Origin of the sequence: Pseudomonas sp. fls2-241-TYG-175, from assembly GCF_030209155.1 — a bacterium.
In the GTDB taxonomy this organism is placed as follows: domain Bacteria; phylum Pseudomonadota; class Gammaproteobacteria; order Pseudomonadales; family Pseudomonadaceae; genus Aquipseudomonas; species Aquipseudomonas viridiflava.
The window spans coordinates 139993-152983 of record NZ_JARVSO010000011.1; the positions used below are offsets into that span (position 1 = coordinate 139993).

At 60.3% G+C, this 12991-nt stretch carries 13 protein-coding genes; 5 read left to right on the forward strand and 8 right to left on the reverse strand.

Going from position 1 to position 12991, the window contains the following annotated elements:
- Positions 1–90: 90 nt before the first annotated feature.
- The 3 genes from QRN20_RS09850 to QRN20_RS09860 form a co-directional block, all read right to left on the reverse strand.
- Positions 91–2142 carry a putative bifunctional diguanylate cyclase/phosphodiesterase gene (locus QRN20_RS09850; protein WP_096767539.1) on the reverse strand — a complete coding sequence of 684 codons (2052 nt, stop codon included), beginning with the start codon at positions 2140–2142 and terminating at the stop codon, positions 91–93.
- A gap of 385 nt (positions 2143–2527) precedes the next feature.
- The gene (locus QRN20_RS09855; protein ID WP_025996364.1) at positions 2528–3109 is read right to left on the reverse strand and encodes a superoxide dismutase; all 582 of its coding nucleotides are present in this window, start codon (positions 3107–3109) and stop codon (positions 2528–2530) included.
- 193 nt (positions 3110–3302) lie between these two features.
- Positions 3303–3905 (reverse strand): LysE/ArgO family amino acid transporter, encoded by a 603-nt coding sequence (locus QRN20_RS09860; RefSeq protein WP_058432478.1) that lies wholly within the window; start codon positions 3903–3905, stop codon positions 3303–3305.
- Between the two features lie 94 nt (positions 3906–3999).
- Between QRN20_RS09860 and QRN20_RS09865 the strand changes: the two genes are divergently transcribed.
- From QRN20_RS09865 to QRN20_RS09880, 4 genes are all read left to right on the forward strand, one after another.
- On the forward strand, positions 4000–4899 hold the full coding sequence (locus QRN20_RS09865) for a LysR family transcriptional regulator ArgP (protein WP_004881450.1): 900 nt from the start codon (positions 4000–4002) through the stop codon (positions 4897–4899).
- A 76-nt stretch (positions 4900–4975) separates the two neighbouring features.
- Positions 4976–5968, forward strand: a complete 993-nt coding sequence (locus QRN20_RS09870) for an NAD-dependent epimerase/dehydratase family protein (RefSeq protein ID WP_004881447.1) — start codon at positions 4976–4978, stop codon at positions 5966–5968.
- Between the two features lie 85 nt (positions 5969–6053).
- A complete protein-coding gene (locus QRN20_RS09875) occupies positions 6054–6905 on the forward strand; it encodes an ATPase (RefSeq protein ID WP_025996361.1) in 852 nt (283 codons plus the stop codon).
- Between the two features lie 147 nt (positions 6906–7052).
- The gene (locus QRN20_RS09880; protein ID WP_122429668.1) at positions 7053–7769 is read left to right on the forward strand and encodes a hypothetical protein; all 717 of its coding nucleotides are present in this window, start codon (positions 7053–7055) and stop codon (positions 7767–7769) included.
- 73 nt (positions 7770–7842) lie between these two features.
- Here the strand turns inward: QRN20_RS09880 and QRN20_RS09885 are convergent, their stop codons facing one another.
- From QRN20_RS09885 to QRN20_RS09895, 3 genes are read right to left on the reverse strand one after another with little or no spacing between them, the layout of a single operon-like run.
- Positions 7843–8892 carry an alkene reductase gene (locus QRN20_RS09885; RefSeq protein ID WP_058432480.1) on the reverse strand — a complete coding sequence of 350 codons (1050 nt, stop codon included), beginning with the start codon at positions 8890–8892 and terminating at the stop codon, positions 7843–7845.
- Positions 8893–8913: 21 nt separating this feature from the next.
- Positions 8914–10080, reverse strand: coding sequence for an MFS transporter (locus QRN20_RS09890; RefSeq protein ID WP_057408202.1), 1167 nt, complete (start codon positions 10078–10080; stop codon positions 8914–8916).
- 29 nt (positions 10081–10109) lie between these two features.
- Positions 10110–10424, reverse strand: coding sequence for an ArsR/SmtB family transcription factor (locus QRN20_RS09895; RefSeq protein WP_004881438.1), 315 nt, complete (start codon positions 10422–10424; stop codon positions 10110–10112).
- A 163-nt stretch (positions 10425–10587) separates the two neighbouring features.
- On the opposite strand from QRN20_RS09895, the gene QRN20_RS09900 reads away from it, so the two are divergent.
- Positions 10588–11187: an acyl carrier protein phosphodiesterase gene (locus tag QRN20_RS09900; RefSeq protein WP_004881436.1), complete on the forward strand. Its 600-nt coding sequence runs from the start codon at positions 10588–10590 to the stop codon at positions 11185–11187.
- Here QRN20_RS09900 and QRN20_RS09905 read toward each other — a convergent pair.
- Both QRN20_RS09905 and olsB read right to left on the reverse strand, forming a co-directional pair.
- Positions 11145–11936 (reverse strand): lysophospholipid acyltransferase family protein, encoded by a 792-nt coding sequence (locus QRN20_RS09905; RefSeq protein WP_004881435.1) that lies wholly within the window; start codon positions 11934–11936, stop codon positions 11145–11147. The genes QRN20_RS09900 and QRN20_RS09905 overlap by 43 nt on opposite strands.
- On the reverse strand, positions 11936–12691 hold the full coding sequence (gene olsB / locus QRN20_RS09910) for an L-ornithine N(alpha)-acyltransferase (RefSeq protein WP_004881433.1): 756 nt from the start codon (positions 12689–12691) through the stop codon (positions 11936–11938). Before olsB ends, QRN20_RS09905 begins: the two co-directional genes overlap by 1 nt.
- Between the last annotated feature and the right edge of the window lie 300 nt (positions 12692–12991).

The window sequence follows — 12991 nt, forward strand, 5'->3', positions numbered from 1 at the left end:
TCGCGAACAGCTACCCGAGAGCTTGTAACAGTCGGTTTCGGGATATTACGAGGACAGCTTTATTCGGCCGTGCAGCGGTGTGAGGCCGGTTCAGAGAATGGCGGCGTTATTGCGCTGGTCCAGCTTCAGGAACGCCAGCAACTCGCGTGCGGGCAGCGGCTTGCTGTAGAAATAGCCCTGGCCTTCATGGCAGCCCTCAGAGATCACATACGCTTCCTGCTCGACCGTTTCGACGCCTTCGGCAATGACCTGCATGCCCAGACTCTTACCCAGTTGAATGATTGCACGCACGATGGTTGCGTCGTCATCATCGTCGATCAGGTCCTGGACGAAACTCTTGTCGATCTTGATCTTGTCCAGCGGCAGGCTTTTCAGGTAGCTCAGGGAGGAGTAACCCGTGCCGAAGTCATCAATCGCAATCAATGCTCCGGAGCGCCGCAGGCTGAGCAGATGCTGGGCAGCCGTGGTGATGTCCTCCATCAATCCGGTTTCGGTCACTTCCAGCTCGAGGCTGCGGGGTGGCAGGCGGTAGATCTGCAACAGGTTGTTCACCACGCGGGGCAACTCGGCGTGGTGCAGCTGCACGGTGGAGAGGTTGACGGCCATGCGCAGGTCCGTGAAGCCCTGGTCGTGCCATTCGCGCAACTGCCGACAGGCCTGGTCCAGCACCCATTCACCCAGCGCAATGATGGTGCCGTTCTGTTCGGCCAGCGGGATGAACACGTCTGGCGGCACCAGACCGTGCTCGGGGTGCTGCCAGCGGATCAACGCTTCCACGCCGACGATCTGATGGTCGCGATAGCTGATCTGTGGCTGATAGACCATGTACAGCTGATTGCGCGGCAGGGCTTCGCGCAGGTCCTTTTCCAGTTCGCGGCGCCGACGCATCTCGGAGTCGACGCTGGCGATGTAGAACTGATAGCGATTGCGCGATCTGGCCTTGGCCAGGGTCATGGTCTGCTCGGCCTTTTGCAGCAGCTTCTCGGGGCTGTCGCCATCCTCCGGGAACAGCGTGATACCGATGGTTGCGCGCAGCCGAATGGACTGGCCATCCACGGTGAACGGGGCCTCGAGTTCATCCAGTACGTTCTGCGCCAGCTCGGCCGCTTCGTAAGGCTCTGCGATGTCCGCCTGGACCAGCGCAAATTGATCGCCGCCCAGACGTGCCAGCGCACCCAGTCGACCGCTGTGGGCGCGCAACCGGTCCGCCAGGGCCAGTAGCAGCTGATCGCCGGCCTGATAACTGAACTGCTCGTTGATGCCCTTGAAGTCATCCAGGCCGACACACAGCACAGCGACCCGATGCTGTTGCCGTCCGGCGTTCTCCAGAATGTTCTCCAGGCTCATCTGCAACTGCACCCGGTTGGGAAGTCCGGTCAGGAAATCGTATTGCGCCATGCGTTGCAGATTGTTTTCGGCTTCGTGGCGCAGGTAGGTATTACGTTCGATGGAGGCGAGCAACTGGTTGGCCGTGTTGACCCAGATACCCAGCTCGTTCTTTTCATGGCCCTTGAGCAGGGGCAGCTGATGCTCGCTGGGGCGATCAGGGTTGATGGCGGTCAGGTGTTCGATGATTCGCGAGAGCGGCTTGGTCAACAGCCAGTGATAGACCAGGTACAACACGAGACCCATCGCCAGCGCCCGCAGCACGCCGGAGATAAAAATGATCACGGCATTGATGATGAAACCTTCGCCGTAGTTGGCGGTGTCCAGGGTGATGCGCAGATCGCCGTAGTATTCACTGTACGGGCTGCGTCCGACCAATTGCGTGGTAAAGCTGCGCTCCTGACCCAGAATGAGATCCGTGAGCCAGCGCGTTGAAGAGGTTTTAAGCGGTCGGTCTTTTTCGGCCAGCAGGGTTTCGTTCGGATGCCCGATGGAGGCCATGCGCACGGCATTGTCCTGAAACAGGCCTTCGATGACCTGCATGCCCATTTCCCGGTCCAGGCTGTAGACCGCCTGCGTGGAGGGGTCTCTGAACATGTCCAGTATGCGTTCGGCGTCGCTTACCACTGCCTGGCGGGTTTTGTAGGCGTCGTAGACGATCTGCGCGCAGCTCAATACCACGCCGACAAAGAACGCCGATAGCAGCACCACGCGCAGCAACTTCACCGACAAGCTGTTCTTGAGTTCCAGCTTCAATGGCCGTTCCTTAATTCAAGTCGCAGGCGTATCGCCCTGTCACCCTCGAAAAACGGATGAGCGGGACGGTCGTGCCCGGTTGATCCCTCTTTTCTGCGCCGCTGCCTGGGACCCACGGACTCGTGCAATCCTAGTGTGTCGGGCGGCTGCGCTTGTAACTTGAGCGTAACGCTGTAAAAGAACTGTTGCGTGATATTAGTCAGCTAACGTTTTCTGGCAATACACGACGTTACAGTTGTACATGAAAAACTGCCATATTCACGCATTTGAGTGACACATTCGCGGTGCCTTCACGATATTGAGGGGCTTGCTTCCTGTCACACGCGTGCCGAATGCAGGCAATAAAAAACCCGGCACAAGGCCGGGTTCTTGATGACACTGGAAATCAGGCGGCGTATTGCTTGGCCACGAAGTCCCAGTTCACCAGGTTCCAGAACGCTTCTACGTACTTCGGACGCACATTGCGGTAGTCGATGTAGTAGGCGTGTTCCCAGACGTCGCAGGTCAGCAGAGGCTTGTCACCGCTGGTCATCGGGTTGCCCGCACCAATGGTGCTGGCCAGCGCCAGGGAGCCGTCAGCTTTCTTCACCAGCCAGCCCCAGCCGGAGCCGAAGGTGCCGATGGAAGTCTTGCTGAACTCTTCCTTGAACTTGTCGAACGAACCGAACGCAGTGTTGATTGCGTCAGCCAGCGGGCCGGTAGGCTCACCGCCGCCGTTAGGCGAGAGGCATTCCCAGTAGAAGGTGTGGTTCCAGACCTGAGCGGCGTTGTTGAAGATGCCACCCGAGGAGGTCTTGACGATTTCTTCCAGAGTCTTGCCTTCGAACTCGGTGCCTGGCACCAGGTTGTTCAGGTTCACGACGTAAGTGTTGTGGTGCTTGTCGTGGTGATATTCCAGCGTTTCCCTGGAAATGTGCGGCTGCAGAGCATCGTGGGCATAAGGCAGTGGCGGCAATTCAAAAGCCATGGTTTATCTCCTTTCAGGTCATTTGCGGTTATCGCACGGCCGATCACGGGCGGCCGGATACAGCATGCACCGGGAGTTTTACTCTTTTGCGGCGCAGACCCCGGACTATAGCACCGGCCCTGCGGCATAACCACGCAACAACTGTGTGGGAAAGAGGTTCCAGCGTTGTCGACCCAATGGCCATGAAAATCACTCAAGCGCTACGAATCAACTGCACAGCAACGGTAAACATCATCACCGCCACCAGCACGTCCAGCAGTCGCCAGGTTGCTGGCCGTGCCAGCCAGGGCGCGAGCCAGGCTGCGCCGATGGCAAGACTCGAGAACCACAGCAGCGAGGCGCTGGCGGCACCGACCACGTAGGCTTCGGGTACGGCCTGCTGTGCACCGAGCGATCCGATCAGCAATACCGTGTCCAGATAGACATGCGGATTGAGCAGGGTCACGGCCAGCGCACTGAGCAACACGGCGCGCCGCGATCTCATCCCGGTGGCGGCGCTGTTTTCCAGGCCCTGTGATGAACAGGCGCGACGCAGAGCCTGCAGGCCATACCAGCTCAGGAATACCACGCCGCCCCAACGCGCAACGGCCAGCAGGGTAGGGTTCTGCGCCAGCACATTCGCCAGGCCGAACACGCCGGCAGCAATCAGCAGCGCGTCGCAGACAATGCACACCAAGGCCACCGGAACATGGTGCTCACGACGCAGCCCTTGCGCCAGAACGAACGCGTTCTGCGTGCCGATGGCCATGATCAGGCCCGCAGCCACCAGCAGACCGTTTAAATAGCTTTGCCACATCAGATGCGCTCCGGCAGTCAGTTCAGGTGGCGATTCTGGCGTCAGAAGCGGTATAAGGAAAACCAATAATCCTGATCGCTCATTAGGAAAACTGATGTTTGACTACAAGCTGCTATCGGCGCTCGCTGCCGTCATCGAACAGGCCGGATTTGAACGCGCTGCCCAGGTGCTGGGTCTGTCTCAGTCGGCGGTGTCCCAGCGCATCAAACTGCTGGAGGCGCGCATTGGTCAGCCGGTGCTGATCCGGGCCACACCGCCGAGCCCGACCGACATCGGGCGGCGATTGCTCAATCATGTGCAACAGGTTCGGCTGCTGGAGCGTGACCTGCAGAGCCAGGTGCCCGCGCTTGACGAGGAAGGCATGCCGGAGCGACTGCGCATCGCCCTGAACGCCGACAGCCTTGCCACGTGGTGGGCGCAGGCGGTCGGGGATTTCTGCGCCGAACATCATCTGCTGCTGGACATGGTGGTCGAGGATCAGGACGTCGGACTCAAGCGTATGCGTGCAGGCGAGGTGGCAGCGTGTCTGTGTGGCAGCGAACGGCCAGTGGCCGGCGCACGCAGTCAGTTGCTGGGGGCCATGCGCTATCGTGCCCTGGCGTCGCCGTCGTTCATCGACCGGCATTTTGCCGATGGTGTAAGTCCTGAGAAACTTGCGCGCTCAGCAGCGTTGGTCTTCGGCCCTGATGATTTTTTGCAGCATCGCTATCTGGCATTGCTTGGGGTCGAAGGCGGTTTCAAGCATCATCTGTGTCCCTCATCCGAAGGCTTCATGCGCATGATCGAGGCCGGACTTGGCTGGGGGCTGGTACCTGAATTGCAGGTCAGCGAGCAGATACGCAGTGGCGCATTGCGCGAACTGCTGCCCGCCCGCTACATCGATGTGCCGCTTTACTGGCATCACTGGCGCAACGGCGGCCAGTTGCTGAACCGCCTGACCGAGCATCTGGCACAAAAGTCGGGTCGCTGGCTGGTGCCGCCTGGCGGCAAGTGAGCGTCAACACGTTCATATATGAAAACAATGCGGGTAGGGTTTGTCCTGTCCCGCAGACGCGTCAATGGAGCGGTAAATGAAGATTCTGGTTACCGGCGCAAGCGGCTTCATCGGTGGACGCTTTGCGCGTTTCGCCCTGGAGCAGGGCATGAGCGTGCGGATCAATGGTCGCCGAGCCGAAGGCGTCGAACATCTGGTCAGACGGGGTGCCGAGTTCGTGCAGGGCGACCTGACCGACCCGCAACTGGTCCGGGCGTTGTGCGATGACGTGGACGCCGTGGTGCACTGCGCAGGTTCTGTCGGTGTGTGGGGGCGGCGTCAGGATTTCATGCTGGGCAACGTGCAAGTCACCGAAAACATTGTCGAAGGCTGCCTGAAACAAAGGGTGCCGAGACTGGTCCATCTTTCGTCGCCTTCGATCTATTTCGACGGTCATTCGCGCCAGGGCATCAAGGAAGAGCAGGTCCCCAAGCGTTTCCACAACCATTACGCCGCGAGCAAGTACCTGGCCGAGCAGAAAGTATTCGGCGCGCAGGAGTTCGGGCTGGAAGTCATCGCGCTGCGGCCCCGCTTTGTCACAGGGGCGGGCGACAACAGCATTTTTCCGCGCCTGCTGCGCATGCAACAGAAGAAGCGCCTGTCCATCGTCGGCAACGGTTTGAACAAGGTGGACTTCACCAGCATGCAGAATCTTAACGAGGCCATGTTAAGCAGTCTGCTGGCCACCGGTTCTGCGCTGGGAAAGGCCTACAACATCAGCAACGGCGCGCCGGTGCCGTTGTGGGATGCCATCAATTACGTGATGCGGCAGATGCAGTTGCCTCAGGTCACCCGTTATCGTTCATACGGGTTGGCTTATACCGCTGCCGCGATCAATGAAGGGGCCTGCATGCTGTGGCCGGGGCGACCTGAACCCACGCTGTCGCGTCTTGGAATGCAGGTCATGAACAAGGACTTCACGCTTGATATCAGCCGTGCCATGCATTATCTGGACTATCAGCCACGTGTCAGTCTCTGGGCTGCGCTGGACGAGTTCTGCGGCTGGTGGAAAGCCCAACAATCGAGCTGAGTCGGTAGTGGCACATTGAAATATCATCAGGTGCCATTGGTATACTCGCCAGCTTTGGTTTCAACAGCTTCTTGAAGGGTTGCTCATGCGTAACGATCCATATGACGACATCGATGACGTCCCAAGCCTCAGCGCCAAGGACGACGATGATGATTTCGTGCCGGAAAAAGGCGCACGCGAGCGCACGACGGTCTACTCGCGCACAACGCCAGTGGTCAAGGTCAAAGGGCCGAGCACCGGTCCACTCTGGGCGTTGGTCGGCGCGTTGTTCATTGCCTTCTGCGGCCTGGGCTGGTGGAGTTTTCAGCAGGTTTCGCTGATGGAACAGCAACTGGTCGCGACACAGGAAAGTTTTGCGCGAATCAGTGAAGAAGCGGCGGGGCGCCTGCAGGATATTTCCGGCAAGGTCGTGGCGACAGAATCGCTTTCCAGCGACGGCGAAGCACTCAAGCAGCGGATCAAACTGCTGGAAGCGCAACTGGAAGATCAGGACAAGCAGCGCGAAGGCGTTGAGGGCCAGCAAAGCAGCCTCGACAAGCGACTGGAGCAGATGGCTGCGCAAACCACGCAGCAGCAGACCGAAAACGCTCAATTGCAGGAGCAGCTCAAGGGCGTGGTCACCGAGCTGACCGCGCTGAAAGCTGCGTTGCCTGACCTGAAAACCGCGCAGGCGGATCAGGGCAAGCTGGACACCCAGCTCAAGAGTCTGGCGGCCGATGTCGCGACCCTGAAGAAACAGGGCAATCCTTCCGCCGCCGTCGAGCGACTCGAACAGGACCTGATCGTGCTCAAGAGCGAACAGGAGAATCGCCCGGCCCCTGCGGCTGCTGGCAATACCGCCGAGTTCGATGCCTTTCGTGCTCAGGTGACGCGCAACATCAATACCCTGACCAGCCAGATCCAGAACCTGTCACAACAGCTCAACGCCCGTCGTTGAAGCCATGCGCCACTGGCCGCCGTATGGGCGGTCGGTGGCGTTTTTACTCTTCCCTACAAAAAAGTCCTGCTCCCTAAATAAATATGGAATCGCCAGCAAGACGCCCCTTTACCCTTGCGTCTCTATTTATTACATGGAGTTTTCGCAATGAAAGGAATCAATACGACACGCCCCGTCACGATAGCGGCCAATGAGGCGCTCGATGAGCCTGTAGTCACCTCTTCCGCAACACACAGCGCCGAACCGGCAGTAACGCCCGGCGAACCCATGGTCAAGCCGCCGGCCAAGCCACCTGTGAAGCCGCCAGTCAAACCTCCGGTCAAGCCACCCGTGAAGCCGCCGGTCAAACCCCCGGTCGAGCCGCCTGTAAAGCCGCCAGTCAAACCTCCGGTCAAACCGCCAGTGAAGCCACCGGTCAAAGCGCCGATCAAGCCACCCGTAAAGCCGACCGAAAAACCACCCGTTGAAATGAAGATGCCTGCCGACCCTGCGCCACCTTCGCGGCTGGAAAAGCTGCTGAGCATCGTCAACACCGCGACCGGCGTCCTGCAGCTGGTTCATCCGCTCAACAGCGTGTTCAACCCGGACGGCACCGTGACTCACCCTGACGGCAGCGTTGCTGACACCAAAACCCAAACCGTCACTCGTCCCGATGGCACCGTTCAGAGCATCGACGGCACGACGGTGCACGCCGACGGCAGCACCGAACACCCGGATGGCAGCGTTCTGCACAAGGACGGCACCTGGGTGTTTGCCGACGGCTCGGTCAATTACCCCGACGGTCGATGGAAACATGCGGATGGCACCGTCACTGACGCAGACGGCACTGTGATTGGTGTGACGGAGCCTGTCGCTTCCAAGTGACCGGACCCGTTTCCCGAGGCAATAAAAAACCCTGACGCTCACGCGTCAGGGCTCCTGTGCTGCCAAACGCTGATTACAGGCGCGGGTAGTCGATGTAACCGACCGGGCCCTTGGCGTAGAAGGTCTCCGGGTGCGCTTCATTCAACGGCGCATCATTGGCCAGACGCTCCGGCAGGTCCGGGTTGGCAATGTAAGGAACACCCCAGGCCACTGCGTCGGCCTTACCCTCTGCCAACCAGGCATTGGCGCTGTCCTTGGTGAACTTCTCGTTGGCGATGTACACGCCGCCGAAGTCTTTCTTCAACTGTGGGCCGAGGCTGTCACTGGCATCACGCTCGCGTGCACAGATGAATGCAATCCCGCGCTTGCCCAGCTCTTTGGCGATATAGCTGAAGGTTTCGGCCAGGTTATCGTCGCCCATGTCATGCAGGTCGGCGCGAGGCGAAAGGTGTACGCCGACACGGCCAGCGCCCCAGACTTCAATGGCGGCGTCCGTCACTTCCAGCAGCAGGCGGGCACGGTTTTCCAGCGAACCACCGTACTGATCAGTGCGCTGGTTGGTGCTGGTCTGCAGGAACTGGTCGAGCAGGTAACCGTTGGCGCCGTGAATCTCCACGCCGTCAAAACCTGCGGCCTTGGCGTTTTCCGCGCCGACACGGTAGGCGTCGACGATGTCACCGATTTCCGCCAGCTCCAGCGCACGTGGCGTCGGATACGACGTGATAGGGCGCACCAGACTCACATGGCCTTCAGGCTGGATGGCGCTCGGCGCAACCGGCGCTTCACCGTTCAGGTACTGCGGGTGAGAGATACGGCCCACGTGCCACAGTTGCAGGACGATACGCCCGCCAGCGCCGTGCACGGCCTTGGTAATGTTGCTCCAGCCGCGCACCTGATCGTTGGACCAGATACCGGGGGTGTCTGGATAGCCGACGCCCATCGGCGTCACGGAAGTGGCTTCGCTGATGATCAGGCCGGCCGATGCGCGCTGCACGTAATACTCAGCCATCAACGCGTTGGGCACACGGCCTTCGTCGGCGCGGCAGCGGGTCAGCGGCGCCATGATGATGCGGTTTGGCAGTTGCAGATCGCCAATCGTGATCGGGTCAAAGATAGTCGTCATGTGTCGAATCCTCTTAATTGATCAATGAGTTGCCGGGGCCAGATCGGGGTTGCCGGTCTGACGGAAAGTAATCAGGGTGATGAGCAGCGCGAGCACGGCCAGGGCTGCGGCGGCCAACGGCACGCGGGTCAGGCCCAGGCCATGGGCAATGACGCTGCCGCCGATCCAGGCACCCAGTGCGTTGCCGACGTTGAACGCGCCGATGTTCAGCGTGGACACCAGATTGGGTGCGGCCTTGCCGAAGGTCACCACGTTGATCTGCAACGCAGGCACAGCAGCAAAGGCGGCAACGGCCCAAAGGAACAGAGTGATTTCAGTCGGGATCAACGCAGCGCTGGTCCAGCTCAGCGCGGTGGAAATCACGGCCATGGAAATGAACACGGCAATCAGCGTTGACGACACCTTGCGGTCGGCCATCTTGCCGCCGATCACGTTGCCGACGGTCAGGCCCAGGCCGATCAGCAGCAGCGTCCAGGTCACGCCCTGAGGGGACACGCCGGTCACATCACCCAGCAGCGGTGCCACGTAGGTGAACAGTGCAAACATCGACGCTGAAAACAAGGCGGTCATGGTCAGCGACAACCAGATCCCGGCACCCTTGAGGGCGGCCAGTTCGGCGCGCATGTCGAGCTTCTCTTCGTCACGGTTGGTGGGCAGAAAGCGGATCAGGCCGATCAAGGCAATCACGCCGATGACCGTCACAGCCCAGAAGGTCGAGCGCCAGCCTGCGTATTGACCCAATGCCGTGCCCAGCGGAACGCCCAGCACGTTGGCCAGCGTCAGACCGGTGAACATCAGGGCCACGGCTGAAGCACGACGGTTGGCGGGCACGAGGCCTGCAGCGACCACCGAGCCGATGCCGAAGAACGCGCCATGACACAGCGCAGTCACGACGCGTGCAAACATCAGCACGTCATAGTCGCTGGCCAGTGCACAAAGCAGATTGCCGACGATGAAAATGCCCATCAGCGTGACCAGTGCGGCCTTGCGTGGCAGCCTGGCTGTGGCCATCGCCATGAACGGTGCACCGATGGCGACGCCCAGCGCGTAACCGGTCACCAGCCAGCCGGCACCGGGAATCGACACACCCAAATCCGCAGCGACATCGGGCAGCAGGCCCATGATGACGAACTCGGTGGTGCCGATGGCGAAGGCGCTCAAGGCCAGAATGAATAGCGAAAGAGGCACGGGGGCGTCTCCTTGAAAAAGTGGATGGGTCAGGCCGGGTTGTTCAGCTCTTGCACCAGAGCCTCTACGAACGCCTGGATGGTCTCTTCATTGCGCCTGAAGAAATGCCACTGGCCGACCTTCTTGCTGCTGATCAGACCGGCCCGTTGCAGGGTCGCCAGATGCGCAGAAACGGTGGACTGGGAAAGCCCGGCACGTTGATCGATCTGCCCGGCGCAGACGCCGTGCTCGATCGAGTGTTCCTGAGAGGGAAACGTGGCGCGCGGGTCCTTGAGCCAGGTCAGGATCTCTCGGCGGACCGGATGGGCCAGCGCTTTGATGATGTCGTCGAGGTCGATGGGCATGTCGTTCTCACAGGCGGTGTAGCGATATATCGCGATGGAGCGAACCTTATATCTGTATTTCGCGATATACAAATATGATTTTGGACTTAGCTCATCAAGAATCGGTATATCGGGTTATATCGATATATAGACCTGAGCCTGAAAAGCGGCGTACGCTTGCCTCATGAATTATCTGGCGCATCTCCATCTTGGCGGTCATCGACCCGCCCAATTGCTCGGCAGCCTGTACGGCGACTTTGTCAAAGGCCCGCTGCCGGGGCGTTTTCCTGCGGAGCTTGAAGCGGCTATCCAACTGCATCGCAGCATCGACGCATTCACTGACAACCATCCGTTGATCAAGGCATCCATTGCCCGCTTTCCTGCGCAGCGGCGTCGCTACGCGGGCATCATGCTCGATGTGTTTTTCGACCACTGCCTGGCGCGTGACTGGCATCGCTATGCCGATCTACCGCTGGAGGTCTTCACGCGCAAGGTCTACGGCGTACTGGCTGCCGAGCCGCAACTGCCGGAGCGGCTGGCGTTGATCGCACCGCGCATGGCAGCACAGGACTGGCTGGGTTCGTATCGGGAGTTCGGCGTGTTGGAGCAGGTGTTGGGCGGGATTTCCCGGCGTCTTTCAAGGCCGGAAGGGCTGGCAGGCGGCATGCAGGAGCTGCAGGCGCTTTACCAACCCCTCAGTGCGGACTTCGCTGAGTTCTATCCGCAGTTGCAGGACTTCGCTCAGGCAGCCCTGGCAGGGCGCGAGACCACTTCGCTCGGCTGAGCACTTTCGCCGAACAGCGCGACCTGAACCGCCTGTTGTGCCTTGTAGGCCAGAGCGGCGCGTTCCTGATCGGCGGTCTGGATAGGCGCGAGCAAGTGAATATGCACATCGCTCTGTTCGTTGGCGAACAGGCGGCGCAGGTGCGACAGCAGGTCATCGTCACCAATGAACGGCGCAATCGGGTCGGGCTTGCCGTCACGGGAATAGGCAATCGCGACCGGCTGAATCGCCACGCCCGCTTCGATGGCGCTGGACAGCAAACGACCATGGAACGTGCGCAGGCTCTTGCCGTCGGTAGTGGTGCCTTCCGGGAAGATCAGCAGCGCATTGCCCTGTTGCAGATGACTGCTCATCTGCTTCTGGATCAGGCGACTGTCGCCCGAACCGCGACGTATGAACAGCGTGCCGGCTTTCAGCGCCAGCCAGCCTGCAACCGGCCAGGTCCGCACTTCAGCTTTGGACAGAAACGACAGCGGGGCAAGCATGCCCAGCAGTGCAATGTCAGTCCATGACACATGATTGCTGACCCACAGCATCGGCTTGCGCGGCAGCTCGCCTGTGACAGTCACGCGAAACGGCAGGGCATGGGTCAGGCGCGCCATGAACCAGCGGCTCCAGCGCTGACGGCGCTCCATGGAACTGCCGACTTTCAAGCGCTCCAGTACGGCAAAAGCGCCAGCAATTGTCAGCCCCAGCGCAACCACCAACAGCACTCTGACCACGCGGACATAGCCGCGTACCCTGCTCATTACACCGCCGCCTTGAAGTGACGGGCGTAGCGTGGGCACAGGTCGTCGCGCTTGAGCAGGATGAACACGTCGGCGACCTGGAAGTCTTCGTCCCAGCAGGGCTCGCCGCAGATTTTTGCACCCAGGCGCATGTAAGCCTTGAGCAGCGGTGGCATCTCGCAGATCACGTTGCTTGGAATGTCGAGCGCGGGCAGCGGGTTCTTCGGCTCGGCGCGCAGGTGCTCGTTGCACAGGTAGCGTTCGCGCAGGCGCTGCATGATCGCGTGGGCCTGAATGCCGCCGTCCTGCATCGGGATACTTGCGCAACCCATCAGGTAGCTGTAGCCGCCTTCATTCAGCACTTCAGCCAGCTCGCTCCACAACACCGCAATGGTGCCGCCGTTGCGGTAGGCCGGGTCCACGCAGGTGCGGCCCAGCTCAAGAATCGGGCCTTGCAGATGAACCAGCCCGTGCAGACTGAATTCCTCTTCACTGTAGAAGCGACCCAGTGTCGTGGCCGCCTTGTGATCGAGCAATCGTGTGGTCGCCACCAGTCGCCCGGTGTTCAGATCACGTACGCCGATGTGCGAGCAATGCACGTCGTAGTCGTCGATATCCAGACCTTGTTCGGCACCGTTGAGGCGGGCGTTGAACTCCTCGCTGAACACGCTGAAACGCAAGGCCTGTGCTTCCTGCAAGGCTCGCGCTCCCGTCAGGCGCTCGGCCTGAAGACGGCGTTCAGAAGTGTTTTCACGAATGCGTGCGATCTGGGTCATACGAATCTCCATGAGCCAGCCTTACGAAATGGCCGGTCGACTGAATTGTCCAAGCGCTTTGCTGTAGTTGCAGGCTAGGGAGATGCCGTGTCATGCCCATGAAGCTTTGGTGATGGTTGTGTGACGGCCGCAGAGCGCGTGATCCTCCACGCTCCGCGTCTGCTGCTGGAGTGACGCAGAGCGTCACGGGCTGCATGCCATACGGAGGATTCATCCTTCTACGCAAATCTCCTGGATAAACACAAACCCCGTGGGAGGCGGCTTGCCGGCGATGGCGTCAGTTCAGTCACTGACAGGTCG

Coding starts and splice junctions, on each gene's coding strand:
- QRN20_RS09885 (WP_058432480.1), bottom strand. CDS start 8,892: ATGACGACTATCTTTGACCCGATCACGATTGGCGATCTGCAACTGCCA.
- QRN20_RS09905 (WP_004881435.1), bottom strand. CDS start 11,936: ATGAGCAGGGTACGCGGCTATGTCCGCGTGGTCAGAGTGCTGTTGGTG.
- QRN20_RS09900 (WP_004881436.1), top strand. CDS start 10,588: ATGAATTATCTGGCGCATCTCCATCTTGGCGGTCATCGACCCGCCCAA.
- QRN20_RS09870 (WP_004881447.1), top strand. CDS start 4,976: ATGAAGATTCTGGTTACCGGCGCAAGCGGCTTCATCGGTGGACGCTTT.
- QRN20_RS09860 (WP_058432478.1), bottom strand. CDS start 3,905: ATGTGGCAAAGCTATTTAAACGGTCTGCTGGTGGCTGCGGGCCTGATC.
- QRN20_RS09875 (WP_025996361.1), top strand. CDS start 6,054: ATGCGTAACGATCCATATGACGACATCGATGACGTCCCAAGCCTCAGC.
- QRN20_RS09880 (WP_122429668.1), top strand. CDS start 7,053: ATGAAAGGAATCAATACGACACGCCCCGTCACGATAGCGGCCAATGAG.
- QRN20_RS09895 (WP_004881438.1), bottom strand. CDS start 10,424: ATGCCCATCGACCTCGACGACATCATCAAAGCGCTGGCCCATCCGGTC.
- olsB (WP_004881433.1), bottom strand. CDS start 12,691: ATGACCCAGATCGCACGCATTCGTGAAAACACTTCTGAACGCCGTCTT.
- QRN20_RS09855 (WP_025996364.1), bottom strand. CDS start 3,109: ATGGCTTTTGAATTGCCGCCACTGCCTTATGCCCACGATGCTCTGCAG.
- QRN20_RS09865 (WP_004881450.1), top strand. CDS start 4,000: ATGTTTGACTACAAGCTGCTATCGGCGCTCGCTGCCGTCATCGAACAG.